18 protein-coding genes are annotated in these 22,709 nt (G+C 43.6%); 8 read left to right on the top strand and 10 right to left on the bottom strand.

Going from position 1 to position 22,709, the window contains the following annotated elements:
- Nucleotides 1-20: 20 nt before the first annotated feature.
- Nucleotides 21-956, bottom strand: a complete 936-nt coding sequence (gene mdh, locus BS333_RS01765; protein WP_021709386.1) for a malate dehydrogenase — start codon at nucleotides 954-956, stop codon at nucleotides 21-23.
- A gap of 423 nt (nucleotides 957-1,379) precedes the next feature.
- Between mdh and argR the strand changes: the two genes are divergently transcribed.
- From argR to BS333_RS01750, 3 genes are all read left to right on the top strand, one after another.
- Nucleotides 1,380-1,850 (top strand): transcriptional regulator ArgR, encoded by a 471-nt coding sequence (gene argR, locus BS333_RS01760; protein ID WP_021709387.1) that lies wholly within the window; start codon nucleotides 1,380-1,382, stop codon nucleotides 1,848-1,850.
- Nucleotides 1,851-2,262: 412 nt separating this feature from the next.
- Nucleotides 2,263-3,231: a TAXI family TRAP transporter solute-binding subunit gene (locus BS333_RS01755; RefSeq protein ID WP_021709388.1), complete on the top strand. Its 969-nt coding sequence runs from the start codon at nucleotides 2,263-2,265 to the stop codon at nucleotides 3,229-3,231.
- Nucleotides 3,232-3,559: 328 nt separating this feature from the next.
- Nucleotides 3,560-6,139: a TRAP transporter permease gene (locus tag BS333_RS01750; RefSeq protein ID WP_021709389.1), complete on the top strand. Its 2,580-nt coding sequence runs from the start codon at nucleotides 3,560-3,562 to the stop codon at nucleotides 6,137-6,139.
- Nucleotides 6,140-6,206: 67 nt separating this feature from the next.
- Here BS333_RS01750 and thiQ read toward each other — a convergent pair whose 3' ends face one another.
- From thiQ to mpl, 5 genes are all read right to left on the bottom strand, one after another.
- Nucleotides 6,207-6,920, bottom strand: coding sequence for a thiamine ABC transporter ATP-binding protein (gene thiQ / locus BS333_RS01745; RefSeq protein WP_021709390.1), 714 nt, complete (start codon nucleotides 6,918-6,920; stop codon nucleotides 6,207-6,209).
- Nucleotides 6,914-8,506 (bottom strand): thiamine/thiamine pyrophosphate ABC transporter permease ThiP, encoded by a 1,593-nt coding sequence (gene thiP / locus BS333_RS01740; protein ID WP_021709391.1) that lies wholly within the window; start codon nucleotides 8,504-8,506, stop codon nucleotides 6,914-6,916. Before thiP ends, thiQ begins: the two co-directional genes overlap by 7 nt.
- A 14-nt stretch (nucleotides 8,507-8,520) precedes the next feature.
- On the bottom strand, nucleotides 8,521-9,513 hold the full coding sequence (thiB, locus tag BS333_RS01735) for a thiamine ABC transporter substrate binding subunit (protein ID WP_021709392.1): 993 nt from the start codon (nucleotides 9,511-9,513) through the stop codon (nucleotides 8,521-8,523).
- A 244-nt stretch (nucleotides 9,514-9,757) separates the two neighbouring features.
- The gene (locus BS333_RS01730; RefSeq protein WP_021709393.1) at nucleotides 9,758-10,396 is read right to left on the bottom strand and encodes a flavin prenyltransferase UbiX; all 639 of its coding nucleotides are present in this window, start codon (nucleotides 10,394-10,396) and stop codon (nucleotides 9,758-9,760) included.
- Nucleotides 10,396-11,754, bottom strand: coding sequence for a UDP-N-acetylmuramate:L-alanyl-gamma-D-glutamyl-meso-diaminopimelate ligase (gene mpl / locus BS333_RS01725; RefSeq protein ID WP_021709394.1), 1,359 nt, complete (start codon nucleotides 11,752-11,754; stop codon nucleotides 10,396-10,398). Before mpl ends, BS333_RS01730 begins: the two co-directional genes overlap by 1 nt.
- Nucleotides 11,755-12,106: 352 nt before the next feature.
- On the opposite strand from mpl, the gene fbp reads away from it, so the two are divergent.
- Nucleotides 12,107-13,123 (top strand): class 1 fructose-bisphosphatase, encoded by a 1,017-nt coding sequence (gene fbp / locus BS333_RS01720; RefSeq protein ID WP_021709395.1) that lies wholly within the window; start codon nucleotides 12,107-12,109, stop codon nucleotides 13,121-13,123.
- Nucleotides 13,124-13,232: 109 nt separating this feature from the next.
- Nucleotides 13,233-13,757, top strand: a complete 525-nt coding sequence (ppa, locus tag BS333_RS01715) for an inorganic diphosphatase (protein WP_021709396.1) — start codon at nucleotides 13,233-13,235, stop codon at nucleotides 13,755-13,757.
- 103 nt (nucleotides 13,758-13,860) lie between these two features.
- Here the strand turns inward: ppa and BS333_RS01710 are convergent, their stop codons facing one another.
- The 3 genes from BS333_RS01710 to tamA all read right to left on the bottom strand — a co-directional run bounded on the left by BS333_RS01710 (nucleotide 13,861) and on the right by tamA (nucleotide 19,781).
- Nucleotides 13,861-14,208: a gamma-glutamylcyclotransferase family protein gene (locus BS333_RS01710; RefSeq protein ID WP_021709397.1), complete on the bottom strand. Its 348-nt coding sequence runs from the start codon at nucleotides 14,206-14,208 to the stop codon at nucleotides 13,861-13,863.
- Nucleotides 14,209-14,301: 93 nt separating this feature from the next.
- On the bottom strand, nucleotides 14,302-18,069 hold the full coding sequence (gene tamB / locus BS333_RS01705; protein WP_021709398.1) for an autotransporter assembly complex protein TamB: 3,768 nt from the start codon (nucleotides 18,067-18,069) through the stop codon (nucleotides 14,302-14,304).
- A complete protein-coding gene (gene tamA, locus BS333_RS01700; RefSeq protein ID WP_033003631.1) occupies nucleotides 18,066-19,781 on the bottom strand; it encodes an autotransporter assembly complex protein TamA in 1,716 nt (571 codons plus the stop codon). Before tamA ends, tamB begins: the two co-directional genes overlap by 4 nt.
- A 245-nt stretch (nucleotides 19,782-20,026) precedes the next feature.
- Here tamA and msrA point away from each other — a divergent pair, with 245 nt between their 5' ends.
- Entirely contained in the window at nucleotides 20,027-20,659 is a 633-nt protein-coding gene (msrA, locus tag BS333_RS01695; protein ID WP_021709400.1) for a peptide-methionine (S)-S-oxide reductase MsrA, read from the top strand.
- Between the two features lie 68 nt (nucleotides 20,660-20,727).
- Here msrA and BS333_RS01690 read toward each other — a convergent pair whose 3' ends face one another.
- Nucleotides 20,728-20,928 (bottom strand): DUF1107 domain-containing protein, encoded by a 201-nt coding sequence (locus tag BS333_RS01690; RefSeq protein WP_021709401.1) that lies wholly within the window; start codon nucleotides 20,926-20,928, stop codon nucleotides 20,728-20,730.
- A gap of 319 nt (nucleotides 20,929-21,247) precedes the next feature.
- On the opposite strand from BS333_RS01690, the gene BS333_RS01685 reads away from it, so the two are divergent.
- Nucleotides 21,248-21,799 carry a YtfJ family protein gene (locus tag BS333_RS01685; RefSeq protein ID WP_033003623.1) on the top strand — a complete coding sequence of 184 codons (552 nt, stop codon included), beginning with the start codon at nucleotides 21,248-21,250 and terminating at the stop codon, nucleotides 21,797-21,799.
- A 475-nt stretch (nucleotides 21,800-22,274) separates the two neighbouring features.
- A complete protein-coding gene (locus BS333_RS01680) occupies nucleotides 22,275-22,619 on the top strand; it encodes a DUF2607 family protein (protein WP_021708900.1) in 345 nt (114 codons plus the stop codon).
- The last annotated feature ends 90 nt before the right edge of the window (nucleotides 22,620-22,709 follow it).

Raw genomic sequence — 22,709 nt, 5'->3', positions numbered from 1 at the left:
TAGATAGAATAATCGAACGCTTATTTAGCGAACTCCACACCGATGTTGATATCGCCGTTTAAAGTTTCCAGCATGCCGTCTAGCGCAGACTTTTCGTAGTCGCTCAATGCACCGTAGCTTAGCACTTCTTCTACACCGTTTTTACCTAGCTTCACAGGTTGTGCGAAGTAAGGAGCGTGTTCACTGCCTCCATCGACGTATGCACATTCAACAACACCCTCTTCGCCTTGTAGAGCACGAACAAGTGACAGACCAAAGCGACACGCTGCCTGCCCCATAGACAAGGTTGCGCTGCCACCACCCGCTTTTGCTTCGACAACTTCTGTACCTGCGTTCTGGATGCGCTTGGTCAGAGCTTCAACTTCTCCAGTACTAAACTCAACACCTTCAACTTGCGAAAGAAGAGGAAGGATAGTGACACCAGAGTGACCACCGATAACAGGCACATGAACTTCTCTTGGATCTTTACCTTTTAGCTCAGCAACGAACGTTTCTGAACGGATAACATCTAGCGTCGTAACGCCAAACAGCTTACGCTTATCATAAACACCCGCTTTTTTAAGAACCTCAGCTGCAATTGGCACCGTTGTGTTAACTGGGTTAGTAATAATGCCAACACATGCTGTTGGACATACCACCGCAATCTTCTCTGCTAGTGACTTAACAATGCCAGCATTAACATTGAAAAGATCGGCACGATCCATACCTGGTTTACGAGCCACACCTGCTGAAATAAGCACAACATCAGCACCATCAAGCGCAGGCGTTGGATCTTCACCAGCATAACCCTTAATAGAGACAGGCGTTGGGATATGACTAAGATCGGCAGCAACACCAGGGGTTACTGGAGCAATATCATATAAAGCTAAGTCAGAACCTGCAGGCAAGTGGTTCTTGAGTAGAAGGGCTAGGGCTTGACCGATACCGCCAGCGGCACCAATAACGGCAACTTTCATGTAGTTCTCCTTGAGAGTATTTCTCTTATAAACGTATTTTTTATACCCAAGTAACCTCAAGATGCTTGATTCAGAGCGAGGTCAACTCACTAGACGCAGCATCTTGAGGTTACTTGGGTATATTTCTAATTCAGATAAAAATATCGAATTCAAAACTTGATTTCAATCAATAAACGCCAGCTTTGCGACCTCACGCAACTCACTAGGATCACAGGCAAAATAAAGATTTAATTATTATAAAATTCGGTTTAAATACAATAAATTCAATGAGGTAAAAATTACACCTTACCTATTAACCGCATCTTGTACCATTTATAATTTACAGTGACGAGAGTAACAGAATCCAGTGAGCACTTGGCACTAGGTGAATATATATGCAAAAATATGCAAATTGCTGACCCTATTCAGAGAATCATAATAATTATGCGCAATTCAGAAAAACAAGATAATTTAGTCCGCGCTTTTAAGGCCTTGCTAAAAGAAGAGAGTTTCGGCTCACAAGGGGAGATTGTTGATGCACTTAAGCAACAAGGCTTTGAAAGCATCAACCAATCAAAAGTTTCTCGTATGTTGACCAAATTTGGCGCTGTTCGAACGCGCAACGCTAAAATGGAAATGGTGTATTGCCTACCCGCTGAACTTGGTGTTCCAACAGTAAGCAGTTCTTTACGAGAACTTGTTTTAGATATTGATCATAACGCCGCTCTCGTCGTAATTCATACTGGTCCAGGTGCCGCTCAACTGATTGCTCGTTTACTCGACTCTCTAGGTAAATCGGAAGGCATTCTTGGTGTCGTGGCTGGTGATGACACGATTTTTATCACCCCAACTCTGCCAATACCAACTGAACAGCTATTTCGCTCTGTGTGTGAATTATTTGAATACAACGGCTAATATCCAGCCCGTAGCAAAAAAATATACTCAAGGTGTTTGATTCTAATTGGATTTAATCACCTCTGAGTATCACCATATATGAGTATATCAATGTGGCACCTGGTTACTGCAGCTCGTGTTATGTCTTACCCATTTACTCAACTCAACTCAACCAGCAAAAAATATAAACTATTGTTAATTAACATAATTTATTTTCTTCTTGTTTGTTAAAATGTTTAAAAATTCAAACTAGGTCACTTTATTTATTGATTAGGTGAATAAACTTTTCGTTTTTTTTGTTATCATTTATTTTCTTTTTCAAGTATATGGATTGAGAAAGATATCGTTTTGAAGTGCAACTATTGGACCTATCATCCATCGGGCCTATTAATAGTCATTTCCATGCTAATAATGAATATAAGGAAGGAAATTCATGGCATTTAACAAATTTCTTCAGGTTAGTGCGATCACTGCGGCAGTAATAGGAGCTGGTGCAGTGAATGCTCAAGACTTTATTACCATCGGTACTGGTTCCGTAACAGGTGTTTATTACCCTACTGGCGGAGCAATCTGTAAGCTGGTCAACAAAGGTCGTAAAGAGCATAAAATTCGCTGCTCTGTTGAGTCAACGGGTGGCTCTATTTACAACGTTAACACAATGAGAAATAAAGAGCTGGATTTCGGTATCGTCCAATCTGATTGGCAATACCATGGCTACAATGGTACCAGTAAGTTCAGTGAACAAGGTCCATATAAAGAGCTTCGAGCGATGTTCTCCCTTCATACCGAACCTTTTAATATCATCGCTCGCGCTGACGCAGGTATTAATGGCCTAAAAGATCTTAAAGGCAAGCGTGTCAATATCGGCAACCCTGGTTCAGGCGATCGTGCCACAATGGGTGTTGTGATGGACGCGATGGGTTGGACAAACGATAGCTTTAAATTGGCTTCGGAGTTAAAAGGGTCTGAGCGTTCACAAGCACTTTGTGATAACAAAATCGATGCCTTTATCTACATGGTTGGCCACCCAAATGGTTCAATCAAAGAAGCAACAACATCTTGTGATGCGAAACTTGTCTCAGCAACAGGGGCTGAAATCGACAAGATCGTTGCCAGCAATCCATATTACGCATTCAGCAATGTACCAGCGGGCATGTACCGTGGCACAGATAAAGATGTGAAAAGCTTTGGTGTCGCTGCCACAATGGTAACAAGTACAGCGGTATCAGATGAAGTCGCTTACAATGTAGCTAAAGCCGTGTTTGAAAACTTCGATACATTTAAACGCCTACACCCTGCTTTTGCTAATCTTAAAAAAGAAGATATGGTCAAAGCTGGCCTTTCGATCCCTCTTCACCCAGGTGCAGAAAAATACTACAAAGAAGTCGGTCTACTAAAATAAAAAGTGGATAATACTCAGCGCACATCAGATCGCATAATGAATCTGATGTGCGTGAGTAACATTTTATTGGCAAAGACTGTTTTATGGTGATGACCGTTTGTCCCCGCTTTTACCCAAGGCGATATAGAACATCAATAACAAGGCTCTTTACGAGTCAGGCTCAATCGAGCTCTAACTATCTAACGATGAATATCCATCGATGTAATTCTCTGATAACACTTTTACTTAGAGTGATATGGGTAAAACGAAAGTGACTCAAACACCCTAAGTTATTTTGTTATGTATAGTTCGCGTTAAAAATAGAACCATCAATAATAAGGAAAAGTACATGACGACGAATAAAACAGCGTCAAAAGATGTGCAAGAAATGGTGGCTCAAGCTGATACAGGGGCCCGCAATCCATCTGGCTTACAAGGCCGTATCTTATGGTTTGTTCCTCTGTGCTGGTCACTTTTTCAACTGTGGTATGCTTCACCACTGCCATTTATTTTTAATTTTGGGGTGCTCAATGATACTGAAGCACGAGCCATCCACCTCACTTTTGCAACATTTCTTGCCTTTACCGCCTATCCGGCTATGAAACGCTCTCCCCGAGAAACCATCCCTCTAATGGATTGGATATTAGCGCTCGGAGCCAGCTTTACTGCCTGTTATATTTATATTTTTTATACTGAGCTGGCTGAACGGTCAGGCGCCCCCCAACAAGTCGATATTATTATCTCAGTAGCCGGTATGTTGCTACTGCTCGAGGCAACTCGCCGTGCACTGGGTCCACCTCTGATGATCGTTGCCGCCGTCTTTCTCACCTATACCTTTGCTGGCCCTTACATGCCAGAAGTCATTGCCCATAAAGGAGCCAGTTTAAATAAAGCCATGTCACACCTTTGGTTAACCACTGAGGGTGTATTTGGTGTTGCTCTGGGGGTCTCTACATCTTTTGTATTTTTATTTGTTCTTTTCGGAGCCATGCTTGAACGGGCAGGCGCAGGCGCTTATTTCATCAAAGTCGCCTTCTCTTTGTTAGGCCATATGAAAGGTGGCCCAGCCAAGGCAGCCGTCGTCGCTTCAGGGCTGTCTGGTTTAGTCTCAGGCTCTTCGATTGCAAACGTAGTCACAACAGGCACCTTTACTATTCCCCTAATGAAAAGAGTTGGCTTTCCAGGAACCAAAGCTGGTGCAGTTGAAGTGGCCGCTTCGACCAATGGTCAATTAACGCCACCTATTATGGGGGCAGCGGCATTTCTGATGGTCGAGTATGTGGGGATTTCTTACGTTGAAGTCATTAAAGCTGCCCTTCTCCCTGCCCTTATTTCTTACATTGCTCTGATTTATATTGTCCACCTTGAAGCCTGTAAAGCGGGGATGACAGGCCTACCTCGACGCCATAATCCAACGCTGCTGTATAGCTTACTTTCTTTTACCGGCACGATTCTCGGACTCTGTGTAATCAGCGCGGCTGTTTATTATGGTGTTGGATGGACAAAAGATGTTTTTGGTGAAGCCGCCACAATGATCGTCACTGGAGTCTTATTACTTTCCTATGTCGGTTTAGCAAAAATATCAGCAAACCACGCTCAGCAAGGTAAGGTTGAGATCGATGCGGAACTAACAGAAGTCCCTGAGCCTGGACCAACCATTAAGTCTGGTTTGCACTTTTTACTGCCTATCGTGGTATTAGTTTGGTGCCTAACTGTCGAGCGTTTTTCACCCGGCCTATCAGCTTTCTGGGCAAGTGTATTCATGATTTTTATCTTGCTCACTCAGCGACCGTTGATCGCTTGGCTATCCAAACAAAATGATCTGATCGAACCGACAAAAGCTGGCGTGACTGACTTACTCGAAAGTCTCGTATCTGGTGCCCGTAATATGATCGGTATTGGTGTAGCCACAGCTGCAGCAGGAACGGTTGTCGGTGTCGTGACACTAACTGGTATTGGCTTGGTGATGACCGACTTCGTCGAATTTATCTCAGGTGGAAGTATCATTCTGATTTTGCTGTTCACCGCAGTGATCAGTTTAATTTTAGGAATGGGTTTACCCACCACAGCTAACTACATCGTTGTTTCAACCTTGATGGCTCCAGTTATCGTCACACTGGGTGCTGCACACGGCCTAATCATTCCACTTATTGCAGTACACTTATTTGTTTTTTACTTTGGCATCTTAGCTGATGATACTCCGCCGGTTGGTTTAGCTGCTTTTGCAGCAGCAGCGATTGCAAAATCGGATCCTATCAGGACAGGTATTCAAGGTTTTACTTATGACATTCGTACCGCAATTCTGCCCTTTATGTTCGTCTTTAACACTCAGTTATTATTAATTGGGGTCGACTCTTGGTGGCATTTAGCGCTGACGATTATCTCTTCCATTATTGCGATGTTGATTTTCTCAGCAGCAACACAGGGTTGGTGGTTAACACGCAATAAGTGGTGGGAAACCGTCATACTGCTGGTTCTTACTTTTTCTTTCTTCCGACCGGGTTTTTGGTGGGACATGATTTATCCAGCACACTCTGTTTCTCCTGGAGTGGAAGTCACCCAGATTGCTCAAAACCTTAAACCAGGTGAAACCCTTAAGTTGCTTGTTGCTGGTGAAAATTTAGAAGGAAAATATCAAGAGAAAACGGTCCGCCTTCCATTTGAGGAGCAAGCGAAAACTGGCGAAGAGCGCATCACATCGATGGGCCTAATGCTGCAAGAAAGCGATAATAAAATGCTGGTAGATATGGTCGAATTCGGCAGTCCAGCAGAAAACGCAGGGATTGATTTTGATTGGGAAATTAAGTCCGTCATTCAAGAGGCAAACCGCCCGATGAAAGAGTGGGTTTTTGTACCCTGCCTATTGCTGTTATTACTCCTCGCCATGAACCAAAAATACCGCGTCCGTCGAGAAGCTCTGACCAACTAGGCTTATCGCGTACCTTCGCACCTTAAATCACCTATCAGGCCTCGACTGTGTCGGGGCCTTTTGTGTTTCAATTTACTGTTTTTGCTGCCTGAACAAAACTTCTTACAACAGGGCTAGAGTGATGTTCGGTAAATTCATTGATTGCGCCACAAGCCTCAACTCGACCTGCAGCAATTAAGGCAAAGTGACTAGCAATCGATCGTGCGTCACTGAGATGATGCGTCACCATCAACACTGTAATATCTCGGGCGACGGCCAACTGTTTGACTAACACGAGCATCTCTTCACGCAAAACCGGATCAAGCGCTGAAAAAGGCTCATCCAATAACCAAATAGGATGAGGTTGAACAAAACAACGGGCCAGTGCCACCCGTTGCCGCTGACCTCCAGAAAGATGCTCTGGCAATCGATCAAGATAGTCTGCAACTCCAACCTGTACAGCAGCTTCTTCGATAAGCTTTTGCTCTGCTTCATTAAGCTTTAAGTTCGGCTTTAGTCCTAAAGCGATGTTGTCTCTGACCGTCAAATGGGCAAACAAATTATGCTCTTGGAATAACATTGAACATGGGCGCTGATAAGGCTCTCTTTCCACAATAGAATGGCCTTCAACACATATGTCACCTTGTTCGGGGTTAATAAAACCAGCAACTAAAGCGAGTACCGTTGATTTGCCCGAACCACTAGGCCCCATTAAAGCAACAATTTGCCCCTTCTCAATGTTTAGATCAAAATAAAAACATTCTTGAAGATAGGTATATTGCACATCACTCAACACTAGCATGGTACGTTATTCCTTGTTTTAAAGAGTTTTTCAATCAAAGCGAAACAACCTAAATTCAATAACAGCAAGGTGACAGAAACAACGGCCGCGGCTTCCATTTGGTAGCTTCCCAATAGCTGAAATAAATATAACGGTAAAGTCCGGAAATCTTGGCTGCCAAATAAAGCAATTGCACTTAAATCCCCCATCGAAAACATCAAGCTAATCGTAAATGCATGAGCAAAAGGTTTACGTAAAGCACGCCATTCAATCAGACGGAAACGCTGCCAGCCAAGAAGGCCTAAGCTCGCACACAAGTATTGGTATTGTTGTTCAATATGTAACATTGGCTGAGATAAGGTTTTAATCACGTAAGGTAACGCCATTAATCCGTTAACGACGATCACCACCCAAAACGCCAAACTGTATACGTCGGTTATTGAACGTAACAACAAAAATAATCCAGTACTGATCACTAAGCCAGGTGTCACTAAAATAATGGTACCAATAAACTCAATATGATCAGCGCGCTTCGAGCGAAAAGATAATCGTAAACGTCGGCTTGTTTGTAAAATAGCCACGCCCGCTCCCATCGCTAATGAACTGGCCAGTAAAGCCACCTTGAGCGACGTTAATAATGCCGACCAAAACGCCTCGTCGGTTAAAACAGTCCAAATTTTCTGATTAAAACCGCTGACTAATACCATCAATAAAGGCGGTATTACGAGTAAAAAGGCACCCATGATCCAAAAGCTATCCCAAGCTTTTGACCACCGATGATCCTTCGTTAAGTATTGCTGTACCAAAGTACTACCACTGGTCACTGATATCGGTTTAGTTAATGCTTGAATGCCTAATGAAAGCACACTACAAAGCAGTATTTGCCATAGCGCCAGTAACGCTCCGGTTTGAAGATCAAAATCAAACTTAATGGCTTGATAAATCGCTAATTCTATTGTGGTTGACTTAGGGCCACCACCTAATGCCATCACCGTCGCAAAACTGGTAAAGCACAGCATAAAGACCAGACCACACACGTGAGGCAATTGCTGTCTTAGCCGTGGCCATTCTACCCAGCGAAATTTATCCCAGTGGCTCATCCCAAGATGCGCACACAATTTATGCTGCTCTGTTGGAATCGACTCCAACGCTTGCACTAAAAGGCGGGCAGCATACGGCATATTAAAGAAAACATGAGCAAGTAAAATACCACTCAAACCATAAATTGAAAAAGGCAGTTCAATACCAAAGCTGAGCAACCACTGGGCCAGTAAGCCACTATTGCCGTAAATGGCTAATAAACCAAAAACACCAACCAAAACCGGTAAAACCAAGGTCGATGCAAACAGCTTAAGTAATAAAGATTTGCCAATAAACTCACGGCGGTAAAGGGCATGAGCAAGTGGAATCGCTAACGTAATACTTAACCCCATCGAGAGGAAAGCTTGGTAAAAACTAAATTTAGTAACGTGTTGATAATAGGGATCGTTCCAAATTAAAGACACATCGAGATCTGGCGCTTGAACAAATAATGCACCAAGAGCGGAAATAACAAAGGTCGCGATAAGTATCGCGACCCCTAAACCGACTTTAGGAATGTGATTCAAAAGTAGTCTCTATATTAATTGGTCAAAGCATGTTGCCACTCACGAATCCAAGATTTGCGCATTTTCGCGACATCATCGGTATCCAAGGTGAGTGTTTTTTGAGGAACATTCAATGCTGCAAACCCCTCGGGTAATGCTACCTGAGTCACTGGATACATCCAGTTTCCTGTCGGTATGACAGCTTGGAACGGTTCGCTCAAGATGAAGTTCATAAACTGATCGGCCAATTCAGGATGGGGGGAGTTTTTCACTTTCGCCGCCACTTCTACTTGCATGTAATGCCCTTCTTTAAAGTCAGCACTGGCGTACTTTGTGTCGTTTTCAGCAATCCGATGATAGGCAGGTGAGGTTGTGTAAGAAAGCACAAGATCAGATTCACCTTTTAAGAACATCGAATAAGCCTCAGACCAACCTTTGGTTACGGTCACCGTTTTGTTTGCTAACTGCTTCCAGGCTTGATCGGCTTCCTCACCATAAAGAGACTTTATCCACAGCATCAAACCTTGTCCTGGAGTGGAAGTTCGTGGATCTTGATAAATAACCTTAAGATCATCGCGCTTCTCCAACAATTCTTGCATACTTTTCGGCGGGTTCTGCAACTTGTTTTTATCATAGATAAAGGCAAAATATCCGTAATCATAAGGTACAAAAGTATCGTTTTTCCAGCCATTTGGCAGCACGATCGTGCTCAAATCGACATTGTGCTTTCCAAGTAATCCGGTTTTTTTTGCTTCAGCCATTAGATGGTTATCTAATCCTAGAACAACATCTGCTTTGCTGCGTTCTCCTTCAAGACGCAACCGATTCAGAATCGAGACGCCATCATCCAGTGCAACAAAATTGACCTGGCAATCGCACTGAGCTTCGAAAGCTTGTTTAATTTTGGGTCCTGGCCCCCAATCGGCAGAAAAGGAATCATAGGTATAGACGGTAAGAGTGTCTTCAGCGGCATACGCAGAAGCTGAAGTGATCGCTGCAAGGGCAACTAAACGACAAGAGGTTTTCACTGCTCGCTCTCCATTTACATTAGGTAGATATAGGTTGAGCGGCACAGGGTTGAGGCGGCTATTTAGGACCGATAATATCCAGACTCAATTCCTACGCCAGCATTATCTGGTTCAGGTAATACGGGTCCCCGATTGCATACTAAGTTGCATTTAGGTCTCAGCGTCCAGTTCAACAATATGATCAGTACTGGGTGGCTCCCCGATGAGTAAGCAGAATTGTAAAGCTATTTGATGTATTTCACAATCAGCGTTGATCATACCCCCAGCGCGGCACCAAACCTTGTTCAACCCCTAGGTGATCCAATACTCTTGCCACCATAAAATCAACCAAATCCTCGATGCTTTGTGGCTGATGATAAAAACCCGGTGCCGCAGGCATGATTGTGACGCCCATTCGCGATAGTTTGAGCATATTTTCAAGGTGCAATGTGGAGAAGGGGGTTTCTCGTACTACCAACAGTAATTGTCCACGTTCTTTGATCACAACATCTGCAGCGCGTTCAATCAGGTTATCCGACATACCATGTGCGATGGACGCTAAACTGCCCGCTGAACATGGGCAAACGATCATCTGTTTAGGCGCCGCTGAACCGGAAGCAACTGGAGAGAACCAATCTTCTTTACCACAAACAGTGACGTTATCTGGAGTGCAGTTGAGATGTTCAACCAATGCCTTTTGTGCCGCTTCAGGGCCGCTTGGCAGCTTTAAATCATACTCGGTTGCCATCACGACTCGAGCTGCGGAAGAAATCAGCACATAAACGTGGTAATCCGCAGCCACCAAACATTCAAGAAGACGAAGTCCGTACGGAGCACCAGAGGCGCCCGTCATAGCTAATGTGATGGCTTTTTTAGGGGTTGCTTTTTGCTGCATAAGTGTCATTAAGTTTTTTGTTTCAGTTGTTCGAGAAGCTTGCCATGGATACCACCAAAGCCACCATTACTCATCACAAGAATTTGGTCGCCAGGTTGCGCTCTTTCGACGATTTTCGCAACAAAAGTATCCATTTCTGCATCAACAAACGCAGGCTGTTCACACTGTTCGGCAATCTCTTGTACAGACCATTCAATGTTATCTGGTTGAAAAAGAAATACTTCATCTGCATTGTGCAGAGAAGATGCCAAAGTATTCTTATGAACACCGCGCTTCATCGTCGCAGAACGAGGCTCCAAAACGGCAAGAATTCGCTGTTTACCTACCTTATTACGTAAACCACCTAAAGTCAGTTCAATCGCCGTTGGATGATGAGCAAAATCATCATAAACCGTCACGCCCTGCTCTTCACCTTTTAGCTCTAAGCGACGCTTGGTATTAATAAAACGCCCAAGAGCCTGACAAGCCAGCTCGGGGGCAACACCCACATGACGCGCAGCAGCAATCGCCATCAAAGCGTTATCTACGTTGTGATCACCTACGAGGTTCCAATCGACAATGCCCACGTTCTCGCCTTGTAGTGACACCTCAAACTTAGAACCATCGACAACCAATTTGTGCGCTTGCCAATCACCAGCGCTGCCAGTGAACTGCGTTTCTGTCCAACAACCACGAGCGAGCACGTCTTTTAACGATGAATCTTGCTGCGGAGCAAGGAGCAAACCATTCTCCGGAACAGTGCGCACTAAGTGATGGAATTGACGCTTGATCGCCTCTAGATCATCGAAAATATCCGCATGATCGAATTCAAGGTTATTCATGATCAGCGTGCGTGGGTGGTAGTGAACAAACTTAGATCGTTTATCAAAGAACGCACTGTCATATTCATCCGCTTCGACCACAAAAAACATACTTTCCCCTAATCGAGCTGACACGCCAAAGTTGCCTAACACTCCACCGACGAGGAAACCCGGCTGATAACCGCAATCTTCTAAGATCCAAGCCAGCATACTTGAAGTGGTTGTTTTACCGTGTGTACCTGAAACAGCCAGCACCCAGCGGTCATGGAGTAAAAACTCCTGTAACCATTGTGGACCAGAGGTATAACGCATATTTTTATTAAGCACGGCTTCAACACAAGGGTTACCTCGGCTCATCGCATTACCAATCACGACTAAATCAGGTTGAGGTTCAAGCTGCTTAGGATCAAACCCTTGGATAATTTCAATACCTTGAGACTCCAATAGAGTACTCATTGGGGGATAAACATTCGCGTCAGAGCCCGTCACTTTATGGCCTAGCTGGCGGGCTAAAATAGCTGCACCGCCCATAAACGTGCCGCAGATGCCCAAGATATGAATATGCATAGATTTGCCTTGTAAAACCGGTTTGAATGCTTTCATTATCGTGATAACGACCAGAAAAGCGAGTCTCTTTGTGTGATCTTAACGTTTTTTCACCATACCACCAAAATTAACCGTAAAGTCATCATCGGCATACATGGTTCACGATAAATCAATCACTTCTTGTTGAATAAGACAATAAATTGAGATCTCAAACAGTTACTTCATTACCATTAATAAGATCCACGGCATAAACTTGATATAAGGCAGTATTTTGTACCCAAGTGACCTCAACAGACTTAGGTATAGTATCCAGTAAGAGATGCACATATTGCCTAACTCCCAATACAATGAAATGAAACAGGTAGGATAAAACATGTCAGGACTGCGCACCCTAGGCGAGTTCATCGTTGAAAAACAAGTAGACTTTCCCCATGCGAGTGGTGATCTTTCATCTCTTCTAGCTTCGATTCGTCTCGCAGCAAAAATAGTGAACCGTGAAATCAATGCAGCAGGTCTTGGTGACATTACTGGTGCGGTCGGCACTGAGAACGTCCAAGGTGAAGATCAGCAAAAACTTGATGTGTATGCCAACGATAAATTTAAAGCGGCACTTGAAGCTCGTGATCAAGTATGTGGTGTTGCAAGTGAAGAAGAAGATGAAGCCATCACTTTCAACAAAGAATTGAACAAGAACGCCAAGTATGTTGTGTTAATGGATCCGCTCGATGGCTCTTCTAACATTGATGTCAATGTTTCTGTTGGTACGATCTTTTCAATTTATCGCCGCGTATCACCTATCGGTACACCACCAACAGAAGAAGACTTTCTTCAACCCGGAAGCAAGCAAGTCGCCGCAGGTTATGTCATTTATGGTTCATCAACCATGCTGGTTTACACCACAGGTAATGGTGTAAATGGCTTTACTTATGATCCATCGATTGGCAGCTTCTGTTTATCCCATGAAAACATGATGATCCCAGAAAACGGTAAGATCTACTCGATCAACGAAGGAAACTACATCCGCTTCCCTCTTGGGGTGAAAAAGTACATCAAGTACTGCCAAGAAAATGAGCCTGAAGACGGTCGTCCTTACACTTCTCGTTACATTGGATCTTTAGTTGCTGACTTCCATCGTAACCTACTCAAAGGTGGCATCTATCTCTACCCAAGCACACAAAGCTACCCTCAAGGTAAATTACGTTTACTGTATGAATGTAACCCTATGGCCTTCTTGATTGAACAAGCTGGCGGTCTTGCCTCTGATGGGGTCAATCGTATTATGGATTTGAAACCAACCGAGCTGCACCAACGAGTGCCATTTTTTGTTGGTTCAAAGAACATGGTACAAAAAGTAGAAGCGTTTCTTGCAGAGCATCAAGACCAAGAGTAAACCGAGATCTTAGTTCAGCGCAGCAGCGGTTTACCTGCTGCGTTTTTGTCGCTAAAGTGAATCGACACCTTCAAACTATTTCCTCATTTCACTGAAAAGGAACATTCAAATGAGTCTGAAAAATATACCAGCAGGTCTATCGCTTCCTGAAGACATCTACGTTGTTATCGAGATCCCAGCCAATGCTGATCCAATCAAATATGAAGTAGATAAAGACACTGGTGCTGTATTTGTCGACCGTTTCATGTCAGCTCCAATGTTCTATCCATGTAACTACGGCTATGTGAACAATACACTCTCGCTCGACGGTGATCCGGTAGACGTACTGGTGCCGACCCCTTACCCATTAATGCCAGGTTCTGTGATTCGTTGCCGCCCCGTTGGCGTATTAAAAATGACCGATGAATCGGGTGAAGATGCGAAAGTGTTTGCGGTCCCACACACAAAAATCTCAAAAGAATACGACCATATTCAAAATGTCGGTGATATCCCAGAGCTGTTGAAAGCACAAATCACCCAGTTCTTTGAGCGCTATAAAGAGCTTGAAGCCGGGAAATGGGTGAAAGTCGATGGCTGGGCTGATGTTGAAGCTGCAAAAGCAGAGATTCTCGAGTCATACCAACGCGTTAAGTAGAAGAAGGAAGAGAGGTAGAGAAAGCGCCCCTCGCTCTAAAAATAAATACCCAAGTGACTCAAAGCACTTGGGTATTTTTATGAGGGTGTATGGATAGATTCGCTTAAACTCGCTGACACCAATCCCCTGAAGCAATCTCCTCATTAAGTGGCTCTGTCCCTTGATATAAATAGATCCAAGCCAAACCAAATGGCGTCACAATGGTTTCTCTACGATATTCCACAGGGACATCCTCGAGCTTATCCAACTCAGCTAAAGTTTGATTATCAATTAAATAAATCTCACCAGAAATGGACTTTTGCCCAGTGGACAAGGCAGGATATGGCCCTAAATCATACAACGCAAATTGTGCATCCGTTTCGTGGTGACCAAGACATTCTGCATGTTTCAAAAAGCGATGGTGGCACTCTCCTTGACGTAACGTGCCATAGACAAAGACCAAATGTTGCATAAGCTCTCCTTTATTCCTTTTCATCGCACTGCGCAAAGCAGATTTTCATGATGATAACTGATGATGGCTTGGCCACTGGCAGCCTCATCAGCCCTAGTTGAATTCGAATTGATACAAGAAGTCGACGGCACTGTCGACGCCCGATACCGCTTCAATATAAAGGTCTTTCAGTAAGCGATAACGCACTGTAAATTCGCCCAGCGAGTTAAAGATACCAACCCCATATTTCACTTGTAGACCAGGCAGAATATAACCACTTACCGTTACTTGAGAGTCATCTCCTGAGCCCGCAGTATCTAATTGTAGGTCTTCTACGCCAAACGCTTCTCCAATTTGCCCGACAACTTGACCACTTTGAGCCAAGCTCAAGCCAATAAGGGCGGTTGTCATCGCATTATCACCTGACTCAGCATCCAGTTTCTGACCACGCAATAGATAAGAGAGAGCATTGGCTTGCGACATCGCAGGTTGAGAAAAGACCTCTATTTTCGGATCACTGGCAGGCCCTGTAACATCGACCCCTGCGATCACATCATCTTGCGTGTTATTAGGATTTCGAATGGCCCTAATCGCAATGTACGGTTCATCTGCTGGGCCATTCATCAAGATTTTACCTTTCTCAATCTGCAAGTCTTGCCCAAATGAGCGATAAGAACCATCAATGATATTCACTTCACCAACGATAAACGGCCCTTTGTCTTTTTGGGTCACATTGAGCTTACCTTGTAAATTACCTTCGAGCCCAAAGGCTGAAAATTGGAAATCATCACCGATATTAATATCCACATCGGTGACCACCTTAAAGGGTAATTTTGCCCCATCATCAAGTGGACGAACATTCGCATTCAAGATAACCGTATCAGAGGAGACCTTGACCGCACTGGGAGGCAATTCATCAATAAATAAGCGCCCCCATGGTAAGTGTATTTTGCCGTCAATTTTAGCCAAATTGGGCTGAAGGTGAATCGTCATGTCCGGTTCAACCATGGCTTTACCCATTGGTGATAAATCCACTTTAAGCTCTTTAGCGAAGACATGTGCCGATGAGTGCCAATCATTCAGATCTTGCCAATCAGCAGCACCATCAACGATCAACTTTCCATCTGGAGTGAGAATATCGGCATTTAATTCAGCTTGATGCCCCTTAAAATCGAGCACCACTTGACCGGAATTTATATCGACTGGCGTCACTTCACCTTGAAGCTTGAGTTGGTTCAGTGTGACATGACCATTAACTTCAGGATGCATAATATCGCCAGATAAGGCCAAATCAGAGTCAAGACTGGCCTTCATCTCACTAAACTCGCCCAACAATGGTGACAAGAAATCTAAGCTAAACGTAGACAGCGATACTTGGCCATCAAGCGTTGCCTCATCGGTAGAGACATTATTAATCACCAGATCACCAGAAAGATCCCCGTTATCGGTAATATCCACCAACCACTGCGTCATTAACTTATCCTGTGCCAATTTGGCTTCAAGATTCATTTTATTCCAATTTAATGTAATGGGTTTATCCAGTGTTTGGACTGCCTTACCTTGTGGCAAAGTAATGATTGCGTTCAATTCAGGCTTAGTGTCGGGAGCCCATTTCGCGTTAATATCCGCAGCCAATTTGCCATACAGTTGCGTCTCTTTGGGTAAGAAATTGTCAACTTGGTCAAAGTCAAAATCACTGATGGCGAGAGACACCTCACCGGTTTTGCCTAGTGTCACATCTTGGGTCAAACATATTTTTGATTCCGCTTGTAACCAGCAATTGGCTTGCACATCAACCAACTGTTTATCAATATTTGCCGTTATTTGAGTCGGTTTTTGTAAAGCCCATGGCCCCTGAGGGGTGCTAAGCGCGAGACGTTGTATCGAGCCATCCCAAATCAGTTGTGGCTTTTGCTTCAAGCTACCCTCAATTTCCACATGACTGGCCAATTTCTCTGATGTCACGTTCCACACAAGCTGATGACTTTGCTCATTTCCAGATAAAGAAACATCAGTACGTTGGATGTGCTGACCACCATACAAGATATCTTTTACGACTAAATTCACATCTGCTTTAGGTTTCGGGTAAGGCGCCACACTCCCTGTCAGAGCAGCACTGGCAATATTTAATTGCTCCTGCCATTTAAGTTTTGTGAGTGATATATCCAGTTCTGCCTGTGGTTGCTTTACATTGCCACGCACCGCTATCGAGCCTGTTACACTACCAGCAAGATCAGGGACCGTTTTAGCAATATCAGGGAACTTAACCTCTAAATCCATCAAGATATCATTATCTACCTTGCCTGTTACCTGCAATAGATTCGGACCATGGGATAGCGTCAAGCCTTGAGTGTTCAGGTGAATATTTTCGGTTTTACCTGTTTTATCAGCAGCCTCTAATTGCCCTTTGATATTAAGAGGATAACCACGCAGAACCCCATCAATATCGAGCATGGGTAGACTCACTTGCCAACCACCTTGAGATGTTAAAGAGCCTGAAGTGTTCAACTGGCCATTTAAATTTCCTTCAATGTCTTGCCATTGCAGACCGGGTTGTATGTGTGCCAAGTTTAAATCAGCTTGCCAGTTTAGCGGAGCATGCCAATTGACCATAACGTCACCCGATAGCTCCCCACCTAAGGTCTTAATCACGATACTTTCTAAATCAATGTGCTCTAAGTTCCCTGCTCCTTTTACATTTACATCAACAGCAGGGAAATCTTTCCCTGAGGCTTCTCCTTGTAAAGAGAGGGTATAACCATTTAAAGACCCTTTTGCTACGACATTAGGCAGCGAGACCTGATAATCACTTTTGCCAACCAATGGCCATTGTGCTTTGACATTGTCCAAAGTGAGGTCAAAAGGAAGCTCTGCTTTCAATGGTTGAAGATGTGCTTGAATTTTCGCGCTGGCTAAATCACTCAATGATGCCTGCAAAGAGAGATCAGCAACACTTCCCGATGCCGATAACGCCAATTTCTGTCCCTTGGCATCCGCTTGCTTAATAAGCGCATCGATTTGTGCGGTGATGGGATAATCTGCGGATAGTGTCACTTGTGTACTGAGCTGCCCTTCCACTTCTGGCATCTTAAGTTCAAGCGTTTGTATATCAACTTTATCACCCGCCGCTTCAGCTTCGAGACCTAAATGATTAACCGTAACGGGAGTTTGCCCCTGCAACTGAAAATCATTGATATCTAAACGTTGCAATTTTATCTTAAGAGGCAGCCAAACCTCTGGCAAAACAATTGGCTCGCGAGTGTGTTCAGTGGCTTGAGTATTGGAGGCTGCCGCCTTGGTTTGGTTTGGCTTCAAGTCAGCAAGTGACACCTTGATCGTACTCATCGTGGTTGGCGCAATCGCCAAACGGTCTCCGTGCATCAACAATGCCGTTGAAAATTCTTGCCAGTAAAGCTTATTACCAAGAATATTCAAATTGATGTCGTTGAAGTTGACTTTATTGACCAAGATCGGCACTGGAGTACTGATTCTTCGAGTGGGTGGTTTTTCTTCTTTAACCGATTCCTGCTGAGGCAGTTCCGGCATTTGCAAATCTACCCCTTGTAAAGTCAATTCATCAATGCACAACCTAAAGTCGAGCAAGCATCGCGCATTTATTGCCAATGTAACACGCTCTGACTTGGCATCAATATGCAAGGTCTCATCAACAAAGGTAACTTTGTTAAGTGAAAAACGCCGGAATAGCGCACCTTGTGCTTGTTCAACCTTCAGTTGGGGTAACACTTTCTCTGTTCCCCACAAAACCAGTTGTAAGCCAGATTGGGTGAACAAACCCACACCAAGACAAACGCTCAGGATCAAGATCAAGCTTAACAAAGCGAAAGAAAACCATTTCATCCACTTAAACGATAGAGTCATCATAATTCAGGCCCTAGAGAGAAATGGATACGAAAGTCTGTCTTAGGTTCAGCATCTAAGCCCCAAGCAAAGTCTAAACTAACAGGACCAACTGGAGAGCCCCATCGAATGCCCACCCCGGTTCCTCTCATCCATTCTGGTGTTTCATTAAACGCGTCACCGATATCATAAAATACGGCCCCCCACCAGTTACCATACAATCGATATTGATACTCTAACGTGCTGGTAAGAAAGTACTTCGCACCAGTCAAAGCACCACTGGCATCCGTTGGAGAAATAGATTCATACCCATAACCTCGAATACTGTTATCACCACCAGCAAAAAAGCGCAGCGATGGCGATAGTTTATCTAATTCATGGGTTAAGTTAGCCCCCCCATCCAAACGGAATAAACCCCGGTTATTTTCGCCGATAGAGCGAATCCAAGAGGTTCGACCTAACAATCGCAACACTTGGGTTTCTGACAGCAATTTAGGATCGCCATATTCAATCCTCAGGCTTTGTTTATCTCCCCACATCGGCATATTACCGCCACGGGTTCGAGTACGAGAGAAAGAAACACCAGGTAAAACAAATTGAACACCGTCGTCTTGTAAACCCTGTGAAAAGTTTTCATACAAGTGACGGACATATAACGTTTTATGCCAACCATTATCACTTAACCAGTGACGTTCTAAAGAGAAAGTCGACTCCAAGCTTTCAGTATCGCTCTTATCCAAATGACGTAAACCTAACTGAGTCTGATAATACTCATGCTGAACATCCTCTAATGGTATTTTATAGCCAGCAGTAATGGTCTGTTCAGGTTTAGACAAAGCCAATGCGGTATTAAAGCTATGACCACGACCACTCACCCAAGGTTTCTTCCACTTTAAAGTTCCACGAACGCCAATATTCGTTGAATAACCCAGACCTGTTTCTAGCTGATTTTTGGCTGCTGGAGCAAGTGATACCTTAACGGGCAAATCTCGGCCATCGTCAAGTTTAGTCAAATCCGGTTCAACAAATACAGATGAAAACCAATCGGTGTTGGATAAGTTTTGGTTGTATTGACCAATTTCAGACACTAAATACGGCTGTCCGGTTTTAAAAGGGCTAAGCGATTCCACTCTATCTTGCCAAATTTGACTACCAGATATATCTAAAGGGCCAAAATGATAACGGATACCGCTGTCATAATGTAAACGTACATTGGCTTCATTTAATTCAGGAATAACTTCTAATCGGCTAAGGGTAAAGTCCCCATTAAAGTATCCCCGCTGTAAAGCCAAATTACGAATACCAGATTTCAAGCTATCGTAATCACCTTGATTAAGCACTTTGCCAATTTTTAAGGGGGAGCGCTTAATCAAGTCAATGAAAGCGTCATCCTCTTTCGCTTCGCCCTTCAAATCAACATCCATGACTTTGACCCGAACTGGGTCGCCAGGCGTCACCCGCACAACCAGATCAGAATTATGTTTAGAGAATAATCCATAGGCAATTTTGGGGTGGTAATAGCCGAGTGCGTTAAGAGCTTCGGTAATACTTTGTTCGACTCGAGATCGAAAGCGCAACGTGTTGACGTAGTCTTTCTTGGGAATGGAAGACAGGTAAGCATCAACATTATCTTTTAACTCGCCGTCTATCCCTTTAATCTTAAGAGAAATAGTGGCATGTGCACTATGAGAAAAAACAAGCAGGCTAGCAATTATTAAGAAAGCTTTTTTTATCATGCTTTTGAGCTGAATGGATGAATAAACGTAAACAATCATAGCGCCAATTCAATGCTAAGTCTGTAATAGTACAGGTTTTATCGAAATTTATACCACTTAAGTATAAAATTCGAACAAGATATTGATTGTATAACCGCGTATATATACCCAAGTAACCTCAAGATACTGTGTTCAGCGAGATGACCTCACTCTGAATTCAGCGCCTAGGGACCTTGGGATAAGAACATACGACAAAGGATGACCCTATGTTGAATAAGCAGACCACGATTAGTGTAGAAGATGCTCTACCAGGTAGAAGTACGCCGATAAAGATCGAACCCATTCACTTTGTTAACCACTCAGATCTCTTTGCTCCACTCACAGAAAATCAGCAGGTCGTTTTATTAGGCATGGGCTGCTTTTGGGGTGCTGAACGCTTGTTTTGGCAACAACCAGGCATTGTATCGACCTCTGTAGGCTACTCCGGAGGTTACACACCGAATCCGACTTATCAAGAAGTGTGTTCAGGTCAAACCGGTCATACCGAAGTAGTACGAGTCGTTTTTGATCAGAACATTACCAACTTAGAAACAATATTGAGCCTGTTTTGGGAGAAACACAATCCAACGCAGGGCATGCGCCAAGGTAACGATTTAGGCACTCAATACCGTTCTGCGATTTACACCTATTCAGATCAACAGCAAGCCATTGCCCAGCACTCTAAGCAAGCTTATCAGCACGCCTTAAATCAAGAGCAACTGGTTGAAATAACCACCGAAATTTACCCTGCAGGTCCTTACTACTTCGCCGAAACATACCACCAACAATATTTAGCAAAAAACCCAAATGGCTACTGTGGTTTAAATGGAACTGGCGTTTGCTTTCCTATGACGGATTAGGGCAACTCTTATCAACATTAAACGCTTAAATACCCAAGCTATGATAGGCTTGGGTATATGTAGACGAGTTATACTGGCAGTAATAAAATAGCACGATTTACTTCACGAAATACCGAGAGTAACTGAGGGTCTTTTACATTCGGAAGTAGAACCTTTCCGTTATCAAACTCAAATTCACCGATACCAGCAATCAAAAATCGGCCTTTAAATAAGGTTTTAACAAAACGAGCTACTTGGCGGGGGCGATAAATAGAAAATACACGAAACATGACGACCTCGAAATCCTTGTCAAAAGCGATTGCTAGTCCATAGCAACCTTCGCACACAATTTGCGACGGAGATCATTCTAACAGACTATCACCACAAACAAAATAAACAGAACATCATTCTCAAAAAGAAAATTTAAGACCCTTTCTATACCCAAATGATTACAAGATTCTTGATTCAGAGCGATATTCTTGCCGAAATACTTCTGTGAACAACAGCATATTTTGAGAGCTTTTGAATCAGCCAAGTCCGTTAAAGTAGCTCCTTGGCCCCCTGAGCAAGTATACTAATAGATTAACTACGGATATGGATGTAAATAGCATGAAAGCAAGAATTCTTCTTCCTCTTTTCTTCACCTTAGCCCCAAACCTAGTTCAAGCCCACAACCTTAAATTGGGCCAACCAGTACCTGAAGCAAATGTGGATGCTTATGGTGAAATCGTGATGCAAGGCAAAGGCGTCGCTTACCAACCATGGAAAACCCAAAATATGCTCGGCAAGGTTCGAGTTATTCAGGCTATCGCAGGTCGCAGCAGCGCTAAAGAAATGAACGCCCCTCTAATGACCGCGATCACGGCCTCTAAATTCCCTGAAAAAGCTTATCAAACCACCACCATCATCAACCAAGATGATGCAATTTGGGGAACGGGGTCGTTTGTTAAGTCATCGGCACAAGACAGTAAAATAGAATTCCCATGGTCTTCTATGGTGTTGGATGAAAACGGCATCGTGGCAAATAAATGGGCCTTAAAAGAAGAAAGTTCCGCCATTATCGTCCAAGACAAACAAGGTAATACTTTATTTATCAAAGAAGGCGCGTTGACTCCTGAAGAGGTGACCCAAGTACTCGCCCTTATCAAGGAAAACATTTAAGACTCGTGTCTAATTATCTAGCTTTTGCACTCACGGTGACTCATTGTCACTTGGCACAGTGGCAAGATAATTAGACTGAGCATGGGTTTAATTACACCTGTAAATGTATTTCCATCGCAGTAATATACCCAAGTAACCTCAAGATGCTGCGTTCAGCGAGATGACCTTAGCTCTCAGGCGCGGCAACGATTCGAAGATATAGTGGCTCTACATTGAGAATCGTTAACAAAGTCTGAGAGTTAAGGTCACTCGCCCTTTGGGAGCGTGTCACTGAGCCGAATTCTTGCGTCAGACAACCGTTCTTCTTACAAAAATAAGAAATAGAATACTATTCCGCTTCGCTGTCTTCCTTGAATTCAACTCAGTGACCTCGCTCTGAATCAAGCATCTTGAGGTCACTTGGGTATAAATGAATGTTATTTAAAACAGATTCAGTGAATTAACTGGCAAACTATTCATATACGAGTCAGAATAAATGTTATATTATAACACTTATTCTGGCTCGGGCATGATCATGCATTCTCATTGTAAAGCATATCAAAATCACTGGCATCGCAAGGTCGCTCTGTTTATTAGCGCGCTTATGCTTGTCTGGAGCTTTGCAACTATCGCTCACCAACTTGATGTCACCCCCGAACACCACACTGACCATCATTGCCAATTATTTTCTGGCCTTCAGCACGGTGCATTAAAATCTTTACCGATACTGACCCCACCCAGCTTTCATCGTTCCTACTTTGTTGACAGCCAACAAAAAAGGCAACAGGTTACCTCACTTCTTCCTTCTGCTCGCGATCCACCTTTAATGCTTAATATTTAACAATGTCTGTCTATTTGCTACCTAAATGCCCTAAAAAGGCTTGGGTGAATAAACTTAGATATATAAATAAGTAAGAAAACTGCAATAGAC

Origin of the sequence: Vibrio azureus (assembly GCF_002849855.1) — a bacterium.
GTDB classification, from domain to species: Bacteria; Pseudomonadota; Gammaproteobacteria; order Enterobacterales; family Vibrionaceae; genus Vibrio; species Vibrio azureus.
Note: the sequence above shows the minus strand (reverse complement) of the source record. Positions and strands in the feature narration are given on the sequence as shown.